Raw genomic sequence first — 17,283 nt, forward strand, 5'->3', positions numbered from 1 at the left:
TGTCGTTATCCCGGAACCGCTGCACACTTCCGGGCGACATGCAGTGGCGCTCAAGCGCTTTTCCACCCCTGCCAGAGGCTGAAGGCGGAAACAGCAACCAGCAGCAGTCCGGCAAAGCGGCCGACAAAGGCCGTAACGTCAGGGTTGGCGATGAGCAGGTCACGGCTGCGGCCAGCCGTCATCGCCAGCGTGCCGTAGATGGCGAACTGGGTGACGACGGTCATGGCGCCCATGATCAGCCCCTGCATCCAGATCGGGCCGTATTCCGGTCTGAGGAACTGCGGATAAACGGCAAACATAAAGATATAGGCCTTCGGATTGACGAGACAGGTGACTGCGCCCTGACGAAAAGCGCGCCAGCCGGAGCGTGCCGTCCCCGGCCCGACCGCCTCGACGGTGATCGAACTGCGGATCAGCGAAATTCCGATCCAGATCATGTAGGCGACGCCGGCAAAGAGCAGCACGTTGAAAAGCTGCGGCAGCATGGTGACGAGCACGCCGACGCCGGCCGCGCCATAGGCCGAATGCACCGCGCCGCCGGCCATGATGCCGCCGGTCGCCGCCAGCCCACGCTTGACGCCGCCGGTCAGCGAATTGGCGAGCACGAAGAGCATGTCCATGCCCGGCACGATGATAATGCCGAAGAGAAGGCTGAAAAAGAGCCAGAGGTTTTCATGGTAGTTCATGTCAGTTACCGCCTTGGGTCCTACGGGCCGTTGTGAAAAGACCCTGATTAATTTCAATCCGATAGGCGGCTCTATACGCAAACCCAACTGACAGTGTATTGTCAGGAGCGTGACGGATGGAGAGGTAAAATGCGCAAGGCCTCGCGGCTTTTCGAGATCATTCAGATCCTCAGGCTGGCAAGAAAGCCTATGACGGCGGCAGTCATGGCCGAGACGCTCGAAGTGACCGTGCGCTCGATCTATCGCGACATTGCAGCGCTTCAGGCGATGCGGGTGCCGATCGAGGGCGGGCGCGGCATCGGCTACATCATGCGGCCGGGCTTCGACCTGCCGCCGCTGATGTTCTCGATCGAGGAGATGGAGGCGATCGTGCTATCGCTGGCGCTGCTCGAACGCACCGCGGACGAGGAGTTGAAGCAGGCCGCACGCCGGGTCAACCGGAAGATATCAGGCGCCGTGCCGGCGCCACTGCGCCAGGCGATGGACAACAAGGCGCTTTATGCCTGGGGCTCGATCGCGCAGCCGGCAGGCTTCGACCTGGCGATCGTGCGCCGCGCGATCCGCGACGAACGCAAGCTGATGCTCGGCTACCGCGACGAGCTCGGCCGCGCGAGCGAGCGGACGATCCGGCCGATCGCGCTAATCTATTATTCGCAGACCGCCAATATCGTCGCCTGGTGCGAGCTGCGCCAGGCAATCCGCAATTTCCGCAGCGACCGGGTGGATCGCTGCGCGACGAGCGAAGATTTCTTCAAGGGCGACGGCGATCGGCTGCGGGAACTGTGGACCAGCGGCTGGACGGAGAAACCAGTTGCCGTCTAGCTGCTTGCCCAAGTCGGATGGCTCAGAGCGACATGCCGCCGGAAACCTCGATACGCTGAGCATTGACCCAACGGTTGGCATCGCTCAACAGGGAGGCGATCATCGGCCCGATATCGTCGGGTACGCCAGCGCGGCCGAGTGCGGTCATGGAGGCGACAGCACGGTTGATCTCCGGATTGTCCCGCACCATGCCGCCGCTGAAATCGGTTTCGATGGCGCCCGGGGCGACGGTGTTGACGGCAATGCCGCGGGGGCCAAGCTCCTTGGCCATGTAGCGCGTCAGCACCTCGACTGCACCCTTCATCGAGCCATAGGCCGAGGCGCCAACCATGGCCATGCGGGCAAGACCGCTGGAGAGGTTAACGATGCGGCCGCCGTCCTCGATCACCGGCAGGAGCTTCTGCGTGAGGAAGAAAACCCCCTTGAAATGCAGGTTGTAGAGCTTGTCCATCTCCGCTTCGGTCGTCTCCGAAATCGGGGCGTGGTAGCTGGTGCCGGCATTGTTGACGAGAAAGTCGAAATGCTGACGCCCCCAGCCCTTGAGGATCTCGCGTACACTTTCGACAAAGGCATCGAACGCCGCCACGTTGCCGGCATCGAGTTGAAGTGCAGCGGCCTTGCGGCCCAGCGCCTCGATCTCAGCGACGACCTTCTCTGCCTCGTCGCGGTTCGAGTTATAGGTCAAGATCACATCGACACCGCTCCTTGCCAGATTGACGACCGTATTGCGGCCCAGGCCGCGGCTTCCGCCGGTAACGATTGCGACTTTCGAGGTTGAATTCTGGTTAGGCATTTCAGGTACTCCTGATGTTTTGATAGACCAGCTTATGCGCCGCAAGCATGAAATCCTGAATGCCGAAATCCCGCAATTTCTTGCCTATTCCTCCAAACGCCTTGCCCAGCCGGGCTGAGGGATTAAGATCATCCTCACCGGCGCGGCAGACCGACCCCGCGTTCACTGGAGGCGAAGATGTCCGCAGATCTGAAGCAGGCGCTCAATGGGTACATGGATGCCCATGGCGGAGGCGACGGGCTCTTTGCCACCGCTATTGACGGTTTTTTCCTGATGCGTTCCAGCACTCTCTCCATGCCGAAACCAGCGATCTACCGACCGGCGCTCTGCATCATCGTCGACGGCGCTAAGCAGCTCATGTTTGGAGAACGCCTTTTCAATTACGAAGCGATGCAAGCGTTGATCATCAGCGTCGAGATGCCGGCCTTCGGACAGGTGACGAAAGCCAGTGCCGAACGGCCGATGATCGCCATCAACCTGGAACTCGACGTCACTATCCTGCGCGAGGTGCTGGAGGAGATGGATGCACCGCCGAAGGCGGCAGGCGACGGCGGGCCGGGTGTTTTCGTACAAGAATTCGGCCCCGAGCTGCAGGACTGCATACTGAGACTGATCCGGACGCTCGCGACGCCTAAAGCGATCCCAATCCTTCATCCGGCAATCATGCGAGAGATCAGTTTCTGGTTGCTTTCCGGAAAAAATGGCGATGAGATCTGCAAGCTTGCATTGCCCGACAGCCATACGCGCCGCGTGGCCGAGGCCATCTACCTGTTGCGCGGCAATTTTGCGGACGCCGTCCGGGTGGAAAAGCTTGCGGCGGCAGCCAGGATGAGCCCTTCCTCCTTCCACCAGCATTTCAAAGTGCTGACCTCGATGACGCCGCTGCAGTATCAGAAGCAATTGCGGTTGCTTGAAGCCCGGCGGCTGATGGTGACCGATGGGTTCAACGCCGCAAACGCGGCCTACCAGGTGGGTTACGAGAGCGCCTCGCAGTTCAGCCGCGAATATGCCCGCATGTTCGGCACACCACCGAAGCGCGACATCAGTGAAATGAAGGCGATGCCGGCTGGGCCTGCGATCAGCTAGATAGAAAGCGTGCGGCTCACCTCGCGGCCGAAGCCGCGGATTTCGATGCGGTCGGCATGAACTTCCACGATCGCGAAGGCGTTTTCCGTCTCGGTGTCGACGACGCCCTTGAAATTGACGAAGTGACAGCCGCCGGCCAAGCCGTAATTGCCGACGTGGTCGTGGCCGTTGAGATAGGCGACGACATTGCGAGCAGAGGCGAGCAGCGCGACGATGCGTTCGCTGTCCCACATGCCGTGCTCACCGGGCGGATGCACCGGATAGTGATTCATGACAATCACCTTCTCGCCAGCCTCGGCCCCTTTTGCGATTTCATCGCCGAGCCAGGCGAATTGTTCGTCGCTCAGCGCGGCATTCCAGCGATGGGCATTCCTCGCACCTTTTGCCTGCAGCTCCGCCAGCATCTCAGCGGCAAGGGCGCGATGATGATGGCCTTCGGGCGGCGCGAAGATGCTGACCTCGTTGCCGTCGAGCACGATAAAGCGCCAGCCGTGGCGCAAGAAACTGTAATAGGGCGACGGCATGCCGAGGCGCGCGGCGACCTCGGACAAGTGTCCTGAAGAGACCGAGAAATCGTGGTTGCCGAGCAGGAAGAGCGCTTCGTGCCTGAGCGTCTCATAGACCGGCAGGATATCGTCGAAGCTTGAAAAGCTGCGGTCGATGACATCGCCGAGCGTCATGACGAAGCTGAGCTGCTCGCCGTTGAAGGCCTCGATCGCCGCGGCGACCTTGGCGAGGCTGTTGGCATAATAGCGATCCATCGCAATATGCGGCGCGATCGCCGCATATTGCGGGTCGGCGATGATGCCGAAGCGGAACAGGAGAGAAGCAGAGGAGGACATGGGGCGTGATTAGGAGCGGCCGATGACAGGGATGTGACGGCTTGGTGTGAAAACGAAACACCCGGCGTTTGAGGCGCCGGGTGCTGAGTTCGAAGAGGCGGACGACATCGCCGCCGTGGCGGCGCGTCTGATACCGCTTACTTCGTGGCTGCTTCGTAGCGTTCCAGGACGTAGTCCCAGTTGATCAGGCTGTCGACGAAGGCTTCGAGGTACTTCGGGCGGGCGTTGCGATAGTCGATGTAATAAGAATGTTCCCAGACGTCGACGCCGAGGATCGGGGTGGCGCCGTGAACGAGCGGGTTTTCGCCGTTCGGGGTCTTGGAGATTTCGAGCTTGCCGTTCTTGACGGAAACCCAGGCCCAGCCGGAGCCGAACTGGGTGGCGCCGGCAGTGGCGAAATCGGCCTTGAACTTGTCGTAGCCGCCGAGATCCGACGTAAAGGCCGCTTCGAGCTTGCCCGGCAGCTTGTTGCCGCCGCCGCCCTTCTTCATCCACTTCCAGAAATGGATGTGGTTGTAGTGCTGGGCGGCGTTATTGAAGAGGCCGGCATTGGTGCCGAAGGACTTCTTGACGACGTCTTCGAGCGAGAGGTCCGAAAGACCGGCTTCGGCGGCGAGCTTGTTGCCGTTGTCGACATAGGCCTTGTGGTGCTTGTCGTGGTGGAACTCCAGCGTTTCCTTCGACATGAAGGGAGCAAGCGCTTCGTAGTCATAGGGAAGTTCAGGCAATTCGAAAGCCATGTCAGATCTCCTCTTGGCAATAGATTGCGTCTCGGCAGGTGAGGCGGAACATAGGAGGGGAAAGGGGGAGAGGCAACCGGCGAATTATCAAAAAACGACCGGCCGGAGGAAAATTTGCCTCAGTTGCAGGGTTGGAGTCGTGCGTAGAAATCGCCTGGGCAAATCAATGGGAATACCCGCCCCGAAAACCACTTTGCCTATCATGGCGATCAACGGAGACCCGATATGAACAGGAATATAATCCAGCCTCTCACTGTCGCCGCCCTGCTTTGCCTGGCAGGTGCGGCGCATGCCTCTTCCGATGACGCCTGGAAGCAGCTCGCCGCCGACGTCGAGGCCAAATGCAAGAAGGCAGCGGTCACGATCGAGAAGCCCAGCGCCACCGTCGATCCCTTCGGCAGCTCCCATTACGGGCTTGCCCTGGTGACCGGCAAGCCGAAAGGCGCCAAGGGGCTGATCGCCCAGATCTGCGTCTACGACAAGCAAAAGAAAACCGTCGAGATCGGCAGCGAGCTGGACGCCAAGACGCTCGGTCTCACGCCGGCAAAATAGTCGGCCGGGGCTTGCACGCCGGTGCCCCCAAAATGATCGCAGGTGAGAATCTGTGCCTTGCGTCACATTTCGTGGGGAACCGGAGCCTATCCTTAGGAGTTGAAAGGCTGGGCTTTACGGCTGTTCGCGCTTTTTCACGGAAGCGCAGAACCGCTCAAATCTTTTGTATAATGCAATTCCTGGGAAAACCGCCTTCCACTTTTCCTGGACTTGCTCTGGGGAGGTGCGGCATGTCAGAGCTTCGCAGCAGGGCGGACGATCAGCAAAAAATCTATCAGCGCTGGGCACCGGTCTATGACCGGGTCTATCGCGGCATCCTGCGCGATGGCCACCGTAAACTCGCTGCCCTCGCCGCTGCGGCCGGCACCGACATCCTGGAGATCGGCGTCGGCACCGGACTGACGCTCGGGCATTACCCGCGCCATTGCCGGGTGACCGGCATCGACATTTCAGAACACATGATCGCGCGGGCGCGTGAAAAGGCGAGACGCGAAAACCTTCAGCATGTGCAGGCGCTGGAGGTGATGGATGCGTATGCGCTCACCTTTGCCGACCGGTCTTTCGATGCGGTCTGCCTGCCCTTCGTCATCACGCTCATCCCCGAACCCGAACGGGCGCTGGACGAATGCGCCAGGGTGCTGAGGCCGGGCGGCGAGATCATCCTCGCCAGCAAGCTTGGCGACGGCGCCGGTCTGCAGGGCGCGATCGAGACGGCGGTGGCGCCGCTGGTGCGTCACATCGGCTGGTCCTCCGCCTTCCGCATTCACCGCATCGTCGCCTGGGCCGAGCGCCGTGGCGATTTTGCCGCTGCCGATATCCTGCCGGTCTTTCCGAACGGCTTCTTCAAGATCATCCGGCTGAAGCAGCGCGGATTTGCCGGCTGAGACCGGAGATTTTTTCCCGCGTCGCCTATTCTGATGCTACCGTTCGTCTGAGGGGACTGCATGACATCGGATATCTTCCTTTTCATCGTCGTGGGTTTCTGCGCGCAGATCGTCGACGGCGCACTCGGTATGGCCTTCGGCGTACTGTCGACGACGAGCCTTCTCGCCTTCGGGGTGCCGGCGGCCAATGCCAGCGCCATGACGCATGTGGCGGAAATGTTCACCACCACCGCCTCGGGCATCTCGCATGTCTATCATCGCAACGTCGACTGGCGTCTGGTAGCGCGGCTCGCACCGGCCGGCATGATCGGCGGCGCGATCGGGGCCTATCTGCTCGCCAATATCGACGGCAAGGCGATCGAGCCCTTCGTGTCGGCCTATCTGATCGCGATCGGGCTGGTGATCCTCTACAAGGCCTTTCGGCCGCCGCCGAAGCGGGATGTTCGCGACTGGATGGTGCCGCCGGTCGCGCTTTGCGGCGGCATGCTCGATGCGATCGGCGGTGGCGGATGGGGGCCGATCGTCACCAGTTCGCTCGTCAGCCGCGGCCATGACCTGAAGCGGGTGATCGGCTCGACCAATTTCACCGAATTCGCGGTGACGCTGACGATTTCCCTGACCTTCATCCTGACGCTCGGCTGGTCGGAACTCGATTCGGCGATCGGCCTGATCATCGGCGGCGTCATCGCTGCCCCCTTCGGCGCGATCCTCGTCAAACGGCTGCCGGTGCGGCCGCTGATGGTGGCGGTCTCGATGATCATCATCGGTACGTCGGCGATACGGATCTTCTAAGGCCGGATGGCCACCTCGGCCGGGTTACAGAGTCCGACCGAAATAAACATCCACGGAGGCGACCTTGTCGCCGCGGAAACGAAAGCTCTCGATGTTGCGGAAGCTGCCGCCGTCGCGTTTTTCCGCACGGTAGCGGACGACCGCCTCGTCGCCGTCGATCACCAGGAATTCGATGTCAAAGCCGCGGAAGACTGGCTCCTTCGGCCAGCAGCGCTCGAAATAAGTTGCCCGGTCGATGTGGTCGTCACGCGGACTGGAGAAGGTGAAATCCTCCGTCAACATGGCGCCGACGATATCCTTGCGGTCGTCGAGATAGGCGGCGTAGAGATGACGGATGGTCTGCTCTCGGGATGTGCGCATGTCGCTCATGGCAATGTCCTTGGCTTAACCGATTGCATCATGCAATCGGTCATGTACTAGCACTTTTGCCCGACAGGGTCCAGATTGCGGCTCTCATTTCCAAAGACAGGTCACCGATGCAAAAGCGCCGTCTTGAAGGATGGGCCATAGCGCGGTTATATCAGTGCGTGCCCGCCCTGGAACGGCGAGCGCATGCACCGCTACGGCCTATGCGCTCGACCTCGAAAAGCTCGATCGTCAGGACAGATTCACCCGCGCCGATCTCCTCGCCGCGGCAACGGGCACATCATTTCATCAGGCGCGGCGGAACCCGCGCCGCCGCATATTTCCTCAAATCGGAACCGATTTAAGGAAATATGCAGATTTCAAAGTGTTACAGCGTCCTTTGCGCGTCTTAAAAGACGCGCGGCGCTGTAGAATCAATGCCGAGGCCGAGAGTATGACCGATACGCAGTGGGACGCCAGCGCCAGGCCGGGCTCGATCTACTGGAAGCGCAATCTCACCATCTCGCTGGTCGGCTCCTTCACCACGATCGTGGCGATGACGCTGCTGCTTCCCTTCCTGCCGCTTTATGTCGAGGAACTCGGCGTCAGCGACCATGCGGCGATCGTGCAATGGTCGGGCATCGCCTATGGCGCCACCTTCTTTGCCGCGGCTCTCGTCGCACCGCTCTGGGGCCGGCTCGGCGATATTTACGGCCGCAAGCTGATGCTGGTGCGCGCCAGCCTCGGCATGACGCTGGCAATCTCGCTGATGGGCATGGCCGGCAATGTCTGGCAGTTGGTGGCGCTGCGTCTGTTCGTCGGGCTTGCCGGCGGCTATGCCTCCGGCTCGATGGTGCTGGTGGCGACACAGACGCCGAAGGATCGTTCGGCCTGGGCGCTCGGCGTGCTCTCTTCCGGCATCATGGCCGGCAATCTCGTCGGGCCGCTGATCGGCGGGGCGCTGCCGCCGATCATCGGCATCCGCGGCACGTTTCTCGCCGCCGGCGGCATGATCTTCCTTGCCTTCCTTGCCACAGCCTTCCTGATCAAGGAAGAGAAATCGCCGGCCCGCAGACAAGCGGCCAAGGCCAGCGGCGGCTGGAAATCCATTGCCGACAAGCGGCCCGTCATCGCCATGCTGGCGACGGGCATGCTCTTGATGTTTGCCAATATGTCGATCGAGCCGATCATCACCGTCTATGTCGCGCAGCTCGTGCCCGTCGAATCCCAGGTGACGATCGTATCGGGCGTCGTCATGTCGGCGGCCGCTCTCGGCAGCATTCTGTCGGCCTCATGGCTCGGCAAGCTCGCCGACAGGATCGGCCACTGGCCGGTGATTGCAGGCGCGCTCGCCGTCGCCGGGCTGCTGCTGATCCCGCAGGCCTTCGTCACCAGCGCCTGGCAGCTGATCATCCTGCGTTTCCTGATGGGCGCAGCACTCGGCGGGCTGCTGCCGTGCATCGCCGCGGTCATCCGCCACAGCGTGCCGGATAGTGCGGCCGGCAGCATTCTCGGACTTTCGATTTCCTCGCAATATGTCGGCCAGGTGGCCGGCCCTATCCTTGGCGGTTTTGTCGGCGGCCATATCGGCATGCGGGCGGTTTTCCTCGGCACCTCAGTACTGCTTCTCGCCGGTGCTGCCTATGCCTGGATCGTGCGTCCGAGGGATGCGGAGACTCGGGACTCGACCTAAGGATTATTGGCGCTTCCGCAGATCAGCTCGACGCCCGACCGGGCGATCGCTTCCAGCGTCTCGCGGCTGTCGCCGGCGCGGGCGCGGACGGCGAGCGAATGCATGACGGCGGAGGCGAGCCTGGCAAGCATCTGCGGATCGGCGCTTTCCGGAAGCTCGCCTCTTTCCACGCCAAGGCGCATGCGCTTTTCGATCTCGTCGTCGAAATCGTTGAGGCTGCGGCCGAGCACTTCGCGAACCCGCTCATGCTGGACCGCCTCGACCGATGCCGTGCCGATCAGCAGACAACCGCGGGCGGCGGTTTCGCCATGCAGATAGATCGCCAGCGCACCCGCATAGACGCGGGCGATATTGTCGCGCAGCGGCAGTGACGGGTCGAGCGCCTCGGCGAGTGTATTCATGCCGTCCTGCCGATAACCCTCCAGCGTATCGAGATAGAGATCCTCCTTGTCGCCGAAGGCGCCGTAGAGGCTCGGGCGGTTGAGGTTGGTCGCAGCACTCAGATTATCGAGCGAGGCGGCGGCAAACCCCCTGTCCCAGAAGACATCCCGCGCCTTGCCGAGCGCGGCCTTGGCGTCGAAAGCCCTCGGGCGGCCGCGCTTCTTCTCGTCTTTCATATCTGTACCGTTTCGCATTAAATTGTTGACGAGAGTCATTTTATGCGAAACAGTACAGATGTTCAACGCTATCGACGGGTGGCATCGACCGCCTCCACGAGGAGAGGAAACCGCAATGAAACTTTACATGCACGCCGCGGCCTGCTCGCTTTCACCGCACATCATCTGCCGGGAGCTGGGCCTCGATATCGAGCTCATCCAGGTCGACCGGCAAACCCACAGGACGAGCACCGGCGAGGATTACCTCGCGATCAACGGCAACGGCTATGTGCCGGCGCTGATGCTCGACGACGGCAAGGTGCTGACCGAGGGGCCGGCGATCGTGCAGTTCCTCGCCGACAGCGTGCCCGAAGGGGCAGCCCTGTTGCCTGAGGTCGGCAATATCCGCCGCAACGAGGTGCAATCCTATCTCAACTTCATCACCGCCGAGCTGCACAAGCCGATGGTGCTGCTCTTCAATCCGACCTATTCCAGTGTTCATGGGGAGGTCCGCGCGCTGATATCGAAGCGGCTCACATGGCTGAACGGCCGCCTTGCCGGACCCTATCTCACCGGCGATGCGTTCACCGTTGCAGATGCCTACCTCTTCGTCTGCCTGAACTGGTCGCCCTGGACCGATATCGATCTCAAGCAATGGCCGACGCTGCACGGCTACATGGCCCTCGTGGCGGCACGGCCGAAGGTGCGCGAGGCGCTGCAGGCCGAAGATCTCGAGGCCTTCGATGCCGACGGCGTCTATTTCGCGCCGCACGCCTATCTCGCTTCGTCAGGACGGACGGGCGAGCCGGTCAGGCCGTAAACCCGGAGTCGCGCCCGCGCGCATCCCGCGCTTCGACGACCGTCAGAGCGCGCTGACGGCCACCGGCAAAGCGCGCTTGTGGGCGGTCGCCCGATAGGCGGCGAGGATGCGGCGGCGGGCGATCTCGCCGACCGGCTTGCCTTCGAGGAAATCGTCGATTTCATCATAGCTGACGCCATAGGCTTCTTCATCGGGGCGCAGCGGCCGCTGGTCCTCGAGATCGGCGGTCGGCACCTTGAAGACCAGTTCGTCCGGGGCGCCGAGCCGCTTTGCCAGCAGGCGGACGCGGCGCTTGTTGAGGCCGGCGAGCGGCAGGATATCGGCTGCGCCATCGCCGAACTTGGTGAAGAAGCCCATGACCGCCTCCGCTGCATGATCGGTGCCAATGACAAGGCCGCTCACCGCGCCGGCCAGCGCAAACTGGGCGATCATGCGTTGGCGGGCCTTGATATTGCCGAGGATGAAATCCTGCCGGCCGGCATCGGCAAAGGCGAGGCCGCCGTCCTGTGCGGCGGCAAGCATCGCAGCCGCCGGCGCCTTGATGTTGACCACCATCGAACGGTCGGGGCCGATCGTTTCCAGCGCCTTCACCGCATCGGCCTCGTCTGCCTGGACACCGTAGGGAAGGCGCACGGCGATGAATTCGGCCGCATGGCCGCTTTCCCGCAGCTCGCGCACCGCTTTCTGAGCCAGCAGTGCTGCCGTCAGCGAATCGACGCCGCCGCTGATGCCGAGCACGTAGCCGCGCATGCCGGAGGCGACGAGATAATCCTTGAGGAAAGCAGTTCGCCGTTCGATCTCCCGCTCTGGGTCGATATCGGCGGCAACACCCAGTTCGCGGATAATCTCGCCTTGTTCGTCGAACAGCACAGTCATAAGCCTCTTCCTCCCCGCTTACGGAATTTCGGCGCCACTATGGCGAAAAGATGGGGGAAGACGAAGCCGTTTAGGGCAGACCTGCCATGCATTTTATGCAAGTGGCCTGTCTGAGCCCGGCAGGGCAGAGGGGGTGGGCTTGCACCTACCGCAAGATCGTGAACAGCTCGACCGGATCGGCAAAACCCTTCAGCCTGTGCGCCCCGACCGACACCACATCCCCTGCCCCCGCTTCCTCGCGAAACGGCGCCGACATCAGCAGGGCCTCTCCCAGTTCGCTGCAGGCGGTCTGGATGCGGCTGACCAGATTGACGTCGCCGCCGATCAGGGTGAAATCGAGGCGGCGGCCGGAGCCGACATTGCCGTAGCTGACCTCGCCGTAATGCAGGGCGATGCCGGCTTTGACTCCGATGCCCTCGTACTGGAAATTGTCGATCTCATCGAGGATGGCGCGGGCCGATGCCAGGGCCGCGCCGCAGGAATGGGCGGCATCATAACCCGGGAAGAAGGCAAGCACGGCGTCGCCCATGAATTTCAGCACTTCGCCGCCCTCGCGGGTGATGGCCGGCACGATCCTGTCGAAATAGGCGTTCAGCAGCCCGAGCACGGTGCTGCCGGGCAGCCGGTTCGACAGCTCGGTAAAGCCGCGCAGATCGCAAAGCAGCAGTGCTGCCTCCATCGATTCGATCTCGTCGCGGCGGATGCGGCCGGCCAGGATGCGGCTTGCCGTCAGCGGGCCGATATAGGTATCGAGCAGGCTGAGCTCGACCTGGCGAAGAGTGCGCAGCTCGCTGGTGTTGCGCAGCGCCGGCAGGATGCGCTCGATCACCTCGCGCTCGGAGGCAGTGAAGCCGCCCGGCCGCCGCGTGCCGAAGACGGCGGCGCTGACCGGGCCGTCGACATTGCAGAGCGGCGCGATGACGAGCTGCATCAGGCCGCGATCGGCAAAGACATCGATATGCTGCCAGCGGCCATGCACGCTTTCTCTGGTATCGACCACCAGCGGCTCGCGGGTTTCCATCACCTTGCGCAGCGGCGTATTGGCGATGGCGACGCGCGCGCCGTGCTCCCGGTCGTGGATCTCGACCGGCTCGCCCGGCGCCCAGGCGATGGTGCGGCCGATGAATTCGGGATGCAGCGTCATCAGATGCAGGGTCAGCCGGTCGACCGGCAGGCCGAGCGCCTGCAGCCGGCGGCCGAGGCCGGAGACGAGCCCCGCTTCATCGAGCGCGTGGCATTCGTCGCCGGAGAGCCATTCGATGATCGAGAGCAGTGCGCCGATGCTGACGGCATGGCCGGCGGCCTTGGGCTGGAGCCTGTCGGCATCGGGAGCATAGATCGCTGACGTCATGGCTTTCTCCTCCTTGAGGGTCGCGCGGCGCTAGTGGGCGCCGCCGCCGGAGAGTTGACCGGGTTTTCTCAGAAGCAGGCTTGCAAGCAGGGCGACGACCAGGGCGACGCCGAGCAGGAAGAAGGTGTCGCTGAAGGCCATGATATTGGCCTGCTTGCGTATTTTGAGCGCGATTGCGACGACGGCCTTGTGGCTGGCGAGCGCCTGATCGCTGACGCCGTGGCTCATGAAGTAGCCGGTGAGCCTGGCGATGCGATCGCGGGTGGCTTCCTCGAAGATCGAGACCGAGTGGGTCAAGATGTTCGAATGGAACTGTTCGCGTTTCGACAGGAAGGTCTGCAGCGAGGCGATGCCGACGGCGCCGCCGAGATTGCGCATCATGTTGAAGAGCGCGGAAGCCGAACCGGCATTCTCCTGTTCGATGCCTGCCGTGGCGATTGCCGAGAGCGGCGTGAAGACCAGTGCCTGGCCGATGGCACGGACGATGTTCGGCCAGAACAGCTGGTCGCTGGCATAATCGCCGGTCATGTGCACGTTCATGAAGTTCGAGGCGGCGAAAAGGGCAAAGCCGACGATGATCAGCAGGCGGACATCGAAACGCTTCATCAGTTGCGGCACCAGCGGGATCAGCAGCAACTGCGGGATGCCGGTCCAGGCGAGAACCATGCCGATCTGCTCGGAATTATAGCCCTGGATGCGAGCCAGATAGATCGGCAGCACGAAAACGGAGCCGTAAAGCGCAATGCCGAGCAGGAAATTGGCGACGATGCCGAAGCCGAAGTTGCGGCGCACCAGCAGGCGAAGATTGAGCAGCGGATTGGCGGTCTTCAGCTCGATGATCAAGAACAGCGTCAGCGAGACGGCGGCGATAACAGACAGGCGGACGATGAAATCGGAGCCGAACCAGTCTTCCTTGTTGCCCTCTTCCAGTACCGTCTGCAGGGCTGCCAGGCCGATCGCCATGGTGATGATACCAGGCCAGTCACCCTTGGCGAGCAGCTTCAGGTTCATCGGCGCACGGTCGAGCGAGACCCAGAGCAGGCCGACCATCAGCGCGCCGGGCACCAGGTTGACGTAGAAGATATGTTCCCAGCCCCAGTTCTCGGTGAGATAACCGCCGATCGTCGGGCCGATCGCCGGCGCGAAGGTGGCAGACAGGGCAAAGAGCGCAAGGCCGATCGGCTGCTTGGCCTTGGGCAGCAGGGTGATGATGATGGTGAAGGCCATCGGGATCAGCACGCCGCCGGAAAAGCCCTGAATGGCGCGCAGGATGATCATCTGCTGCAGATTGGCCGCGAAGGCGCAGGCAACGGAAAAGATGAGGAAGAGGATGGCGTTGGTGAGCAGGTAATTGCGGAGCGAGAAGACGCGCGCCAGCCAGGCGCTGAGCGGAATGACGACGATCTCGGCGATCAGATAGGAGGTCGAAATCCAGCCGCCGTCATCGGTGCCGGCGCCGATCGCGCCCTGGATATCGGCAAGCGAGGCATTGACGATCTGGATATTGAGGACCGCCATGAAAGCGCCGAGCGTCGAACCGACAACGGCAGCCCACATGCGCAGCGGGCTCATGGCGGCAGGTGCCGCAAGCGCTGCTGCGGTGGGGGCCGCCAGCGCATTGCTGTTGGCGGCGATCTGAAGAGTGGCCATGACCTATCTCCTTCCGGCTCTTGCGGAAAATTTTCTCGTGACGGGGTCCGGGTGATCATTCAGGGAACGATCGGGATCATTCAGGAACGATCGGGATCAATTCGGGAATGATCGGGATCATTCGGGAAAAAGGGAAAGGATCATCCAGCAGGGTTGGATGATCCCTCCTTGGCTGCCGCGGAGGTTTGGGCAGCCTTGGTATCGATTTCGGGCTCGACCGACATGCCCGAGCGCAACAGGCCGCTCAAAGCCTCGTCGTCGATGACGATCTTGACCGGGATGCGCTGGACGATCTTGGTGAAATTGCCGGTGGCATTGTCCGGCGGCAGCAGTGAGAATTCCAGCCCGCTTGCCGGCGAAACGCTGTCGACATGACCCTTGATCGAGATATCGGGAAAGCTGTCGACCTTGATCTCGACCGACTGGCCGGGGCTGATATAGGTCAGCTGCGTTTCCTTGAAATTGGCGACGACATAGACCGCGTGCAGCGGCACCACCGCCATCAGCTGCGTGCCCGAGGTGACATACTGGCCGACCCGGATCGACCGGGCGCCGACCGTGCCGTCGACGGCGGCGACGATATCGGTATAGGAGAGGTTGAGCTCTGCCTGGCGGGCGGCGGCTGCCGCGCGGTCACGCTGGGCAACCGTCTGTTCACGCTCAGTCTGCAGCACCGGCACCTTGTTTTGAGCCGTGACGAGGGCCGCCCGGTCGCGCTCGACGGCGGCAGCGGCCTGGTCACGGGCCGACTGGGTCTGTTCGGCGCGAGACTGGGTGCCGGCGCCGTTGGTGATCAGGCGGGCCGAGCGGGCGGCATCGGACACGGCAAAATCGAGCGAGGCCTGCGAGGCATCGACCGTCGCCTTGGCCTGCTCGATCACCGATTGCTGCAGGGCGATCTGGGCATCGATATTGGTGATGGCGGCCTCGGCTGCCTTCACATCGGCCTTCGCCTGCGACAATGCGGCCTGGAAGTCGCGGTCGTCGATACGGGCGAGAACCTGGCCGGCCTTGACCGCGTCATTATCGTTGACGAGCACTGCCTTGATATAGCCGGCGACCTTCGGGGCGACCGTGGTGTAATCGGCCTTCACATAGGCATCGTCGGTGGATTCGATGAAGCGGCCGACCGTCCAATAGTGGTGGCCGAAGTCGCCGGCGAAAGCGACGCCGGCGATCAGTACGGCGGCGATGACGGCGCGCTTGACGATGCGGCGGCCGGTCTTTTTGGGAGCTTCCGCGACCGACGCTTCGGCGACCGGCGCTTCAGAGACAGGCATGGGAGGCGCCTCGGCGGCAGGCGCCCTGGCGGCTTCCTCGGCCAGGATCTGCTCAGCCTCCCTCGCACTTTCGAAAACGTCTTTGCGGGGCAACTCGACCATCATCATTCTCCTTCACCCTTGGCCTCCTCTGCGAGAGGCCCTGTTCGTTACGAAGGAAAATGCACCCTGACATTCATTTTGATAATCTGCTTAAATCGGGAAGGATCATCAACTCTCAGCGGATAATCCGAGGGCAATATGGATCGACTAACCAGCCTCATGGTGTTTGGCCGCGTGGTGGAATGCGGCGGGTTTTCCGCCGCCGCGCGCCGGCTCAACATGTCCGTCACCATGGTCGGCAATCACGTGCAATCGTTGGAGGACCGGCTCGGCGTGCGGCTGCTCAACCGCACAACGCGCAAGGTCAGCCTGACCGAAACCGGCAAATATTATTATGAGCGCTCGTCGCAGATCCTGGCCGAACTCGATGAGGCGGACCGGACGGCCGGCGCGCTCAGTACGACGCCGCGCGGCACGCTGAAGGTCTATACCAGCAGCGCCATCGTGCGTTTCCTGCTGCCCGTCGTCGGCGAATTTATGGAGCTCTATCCGTCGATCTCACTCGATTTCAGCGTCGGCGAGCGGATGGTCGACATGATCGAGGATGGCTACGACCTGGTGATGCGCACCGTACCACCGCCGGATTCATCGCTCGTCGCCCGCAAGCTGACGCCCTGGCGCCATATGCTCGTCTGCTCGCCGGCCTATTTCGAGAGCCATCCGATGCCGAAGACGCCGGCCGAGGTCGCCGATCACAATTGCCTGCAATATGCCTATTACCCCTATGGCGACGAATGGCGCTTCGAGGATGGCGAGGGCAATAAGGAGAGCGTCAAGATCAGCGGCAACGTCGTTTCCAACAGCGCCGAGATGCTGCGCTTCCTGACGCTGACCGGGCGGGGCATCTTCCTGGCGCCGAGTTTCGTGGTGTTCGACGACATCGCCGAAGGGCGGCTGGTGAAGATCATGCCGGACTACCGGCCGGTGGAGTTCAACATCAACGCCGTCTATCCCAACCGCAGCCATCTGCCGACGAAGGTGCGGCTGTTCATCGATCTCCTGGCGGAGAGATTTGCGGAGCATCGGAAGTGGATGACGTGAGGGGTGCGTGTGGGTAGGCCTGTTCTCACTTTTTTGCGGATGGCCTCGGGTGTGGCTGGCACCCCCTCTGCCCTGCCGGGCATCTCCCCCACAAGGAGGGAGATTGGCAAGAAGCGATGCCTCGCCTTAAATTTACGATTCATATGACGGCCAGTTGTTTGGGGAAGCCATCACGCCCAGCCAATCTCCCCACCTGTGGGGGAGATGCCCGGCAGGGCAGAGGGGGGTTGGACGCAGATCTCGATTCTGCCAGGGGAGCGCCCCGGCCCTGCGCTTGCGCTCCGGGCGTTCGTCGCTGCAATCGATTCACTGGATCGATTGCTTCGGCTTCG

The 17,283-nt window shown here is 62.4% G+C and carries 18 protein-coding genes; 8 read left to right on the plus strand and 10 right to left on the minus strand.

All coding sequences use genetic code 11. The features are described 5' to 3' along the window. Nucleotides 1-50: 50 nt before the first annotated feature. The gene (locus OLZ32_RS19895) at nucleotides 51-686 is read right to left on the minus strand and encodes a LysE family translocator (RefSeq protein WP_264422210.1); all 636 of its coding nucleotides are present in this window, start codon (nucleotides 684-686) and stop codon (nucleotides 51-53) included. 129 nt (nucleotides 687-815) lie between these two features. Between OLZ32_RS19895 and OLZ32_RS19900 the strand changes: the two genes are divergently transcribed. Next, complete coding sequence (locus OLZ32_RS19900) at nucleotides 816-1,508, plus strand: helix-turn-helix transcriptional regulator (protein ID WP_264422212.1); 693 nt, start codon at nucleotides 816-818, stop codon at nucleotides 1,506-1,508. 22 nt (nucleotides 1,509-1,530) lie between these two features. On the opposite strand, the gene OLZ32_RS19905 is transcribed toward OLZ32_RS19900, so the two are convergent. Then, nucleotides 1,531-2,301 (minus strand): SDR family NAD(P)-dependent oxidoreductase, encoded by a 771-nt coding sequence (locus OLZ32_RS19905; RefSeq protein ID WP_264422213.1) that lies wholly within the window; start codon nucleotides 2,299-2,301, stop codon nucleotides 1,531-1,533. 177 nt (nucleotides 2,302-2,478) lie between these two features. On the opposite strand from OLZ32_RS19905, the gene OLZ32_RS19910 reads away from it, so the two are divergent. After that, nucleotides 2,479-3,387, plus strand: a complete 909-nt coding sequence (locus OLZ32_RS19910) for an AraC family transcriptional regulator (RefSeq protein WP_017990791.1) — start codon at nucleotides 2,479-2,481, stop codon at nucleotides 3,385-3,387. Here OLZ32_RS19910 and OLZ32_RS19915 read toward each other — a convergent pair. After that, nucleotides 3,384-4,229: a metallophosphoesterase gene (locus OLZ32_RS19915; RefSeq protein WP_264422216.1), complete on the minus strand. Its 846-nt coding sequence runs from the start codon at nucleotides 4,227-4,229 to the stop codon at nucleotides 3,384-3,386. The genes OLZ32_RS19910 and OLZ32_RS19915 overlap by 4 nt on opposite strands. Before the next feature lie 137 nt (nucleotides 4,230-4,366). Further along, on the minus strand, nucleotides 4,367-4,969 hold the full coding sequence (locus OLZ32_RS19920) for a superoxide dismutase (protein ID WP_003546549.1): 603 nt from the start codon (nucleotides 4,967-4,969) through the stop codon (nucleotides 4,367-4,369). A gap of 225 nt (nucleotides 4,970-5,194) precedes the next feature. Here OLZ32_RS19920 and OLZ32_RS19925 point away from each other — a divergent pair, with 225 nt between their 5' ends. From OLZ32_RS19925 to OLZ32_RS19935, 3 genes are all read left to right on the plus strand, one after another. Continuing rightward, nucleotides 5,195-5,521, plus strand: a complete 327-nt coding sequence (locus OLZ32_RS19925; protein WP_264397410.1) for a hypothetical protein — start codon at nucleotides 5,195-5,197, stop codon at nucleotides 5,519-5,521. 230 nt (nucleotides 5,522-5,751) lie between these two features. Then, nucleotides 5,752-6,405: a class I SAM-dependent methyltransferase gene (locus tag OLZ32_RS19930; RefSeq protein ID WP_264422218.1), complete on the plus strand. Its 654-nt coding sequence runs from the start codon at nucleotides 5,752-5,754 to the stop codon at nucleotides 6,403-6,405. 60 nt (nucleotides 6,406-6,465) lie between these two features. After that, complete coding sequence (locus OLZ32_RS19935) at nucleotides 6,466-7,197, plus strand: sulfite exporter TauE/SafE family protein (RefSeq protein WP_264422220.1); 732 nt, start codon at nucleotides 6,466-6,468, stop codon at nucleotides 7,195-7,197. Nucleotides 7,198-7,221: 24 nt separating this feature from the next. On the opposite strand, the gene OLZ32_RS19940 is transcribed toward OLZ32_RS19935, so the two are convergent. Continuing rightward, nucleotides 7,222-7,566, minus strand: a complete 345-nt coding sequence (locus OLZ32_RS19940) for a nuclear transport factor 2 family protein (RefSeq protein WP_264422222.1) — start codon at nucleotides 7,564-7,566, stop codon at nucleotides 7,222-7,224. A gap of 430 nt (nucleotides 7,567-7,996) precedes the next feature. Between OLZ32_RS19940 and OLZ32_RS19945 the strand changes: the two genes are divergently transcribed. Then, nucleotides 7,997-9,235 carry a multidrug efflux MFS transporter gene (locus OLZ32_RS19945; protein ID WP_264422224.1) on the plus strand — a complete coding sequence of 413 codons (1,239 nt, stop codon included), beginning with the start codon at nucleotides 7,997-7,999 and terminating at the stop codon, nucleotides 9,233-9,235. On the opposite strand, the gene OLZ32_RS19950 is transcribed toward OLZ32_RS19945, so the two are convergent. Beyond that, nucleotides 9,232-9,852: a TetR/AcrR family transcriptional regulator gene (locus tag OLZ32_RS19950; protein ID WP_011651049.1), complete on the minus strand. Its 621-nt coding sequence runs from the start codon at nucleotides 9,850-9,852 to the stop codon at nucleotides 9,232-9,234. The genes OLZ32_RS19945 and OLZ32_RS19950 overlap by 4 nt on opposite strands. A 115-nt stretch (nucleotides 9,853-9,967) precedes the next feature. On the opposite strand from OLZ32_RS19950, the gene gstA reads away from it, so the two are divergent. After that, nucleotides 9,968-10,651, plus strand: a complete 684-nt coding sequence (gstA, locus tag OLZ32_RS19955; RefSeq protein ID WP_003546541.1) for a glutathione transferase GstA — start codon at nucleotides 9,968-9,970, stop codon at nucleotides 10,649-10,651. 42 nt (nucleotides 10,652-10,693) lie between these two features. Here gstA and nadE read toward each other — a convergent pair whose 3' ends face one another. From nadE to OLZ32_RS19975, 4 genes are all read right to left on the minus strand, one after another. After that, nucleotides 10,694-11,527 (minus strand): ammonia-dependent NAD(+) synthetase, encoded by an 834-nt coding sequence (gene nadE / locus OLZ32_RS19960; protein WP_003546539.1) that lies wholly within the window; start codon nucleotides 11,525-11,527, stop codon nucleotides 10,694-10,696. 145 nt (nucleotides 11,528-11,672) lie between these two features. After that, nucleotides 11,673-12,878, minus strand: coding sequence for an adenylate/guanylate cyclase domain-containing protein (locus OLZ32_RS19965; protein WP_264422227.1), 1,206 nt, complete (start codon nucleotides 12,876-12,878; stop codon nucleotides 11,673-11,675). Between the two features lie 30 nt (nucleotides 12,879-12,908). Continuing rightward, a complete protein-coding gene (locus tag OLZ32_RS19970; protein WP_264422229.1) occupies nucleotides 12,909-14,528 on the minus strand; it encodes an MDR family MFS transporter in 1,620 nt (539 codons plus the stop codon). 140 nt (nucleotides 14,529-14,668) lie between these two features. Then, nucleotides 14,669-15,910: an HlyD family secretion protein gene (locus OLZ32_RS19975; protein ID WP_264422231.1), complete on the minus strand. Its 1,242-nt coding sequence runs from the start codon at nucleotides 15,908-15,910 to the stop codon at nucleotides 14,669-14,671. A gap of 138 nt (nucleotides 15,911-16,048) precedes the next feature. Between OLZ32_RS19975 and OLZ32_RS19980 the strand changes: the two genes are divergently transcribed. Then, the gene (locus OLZ32_RS19980) at nucleotides 16,049-16,951 is read left to right on the plus strand and encodes a LysR family transcriptional regulator (protein ID WP_017990781.1); all 903 of its coding nucleotides are present in this window, start codon (nucleotides 16,049-16,051) and stop codon (nucleotides 16,949-16,951) included. Nucleotides 16,952-17,283 lie beyond the last annotated feature (332 nt).

This window comes from Rhizobium acaciae (assembly GCF_025941625.1).
GTDB classification, from domain to species: Bacteria; Pseudomonadota; Alphaproteobacteria; order Rhizobiales; family Rhizobiaceae; genus Rhizobium; species Rhizobium acaciae.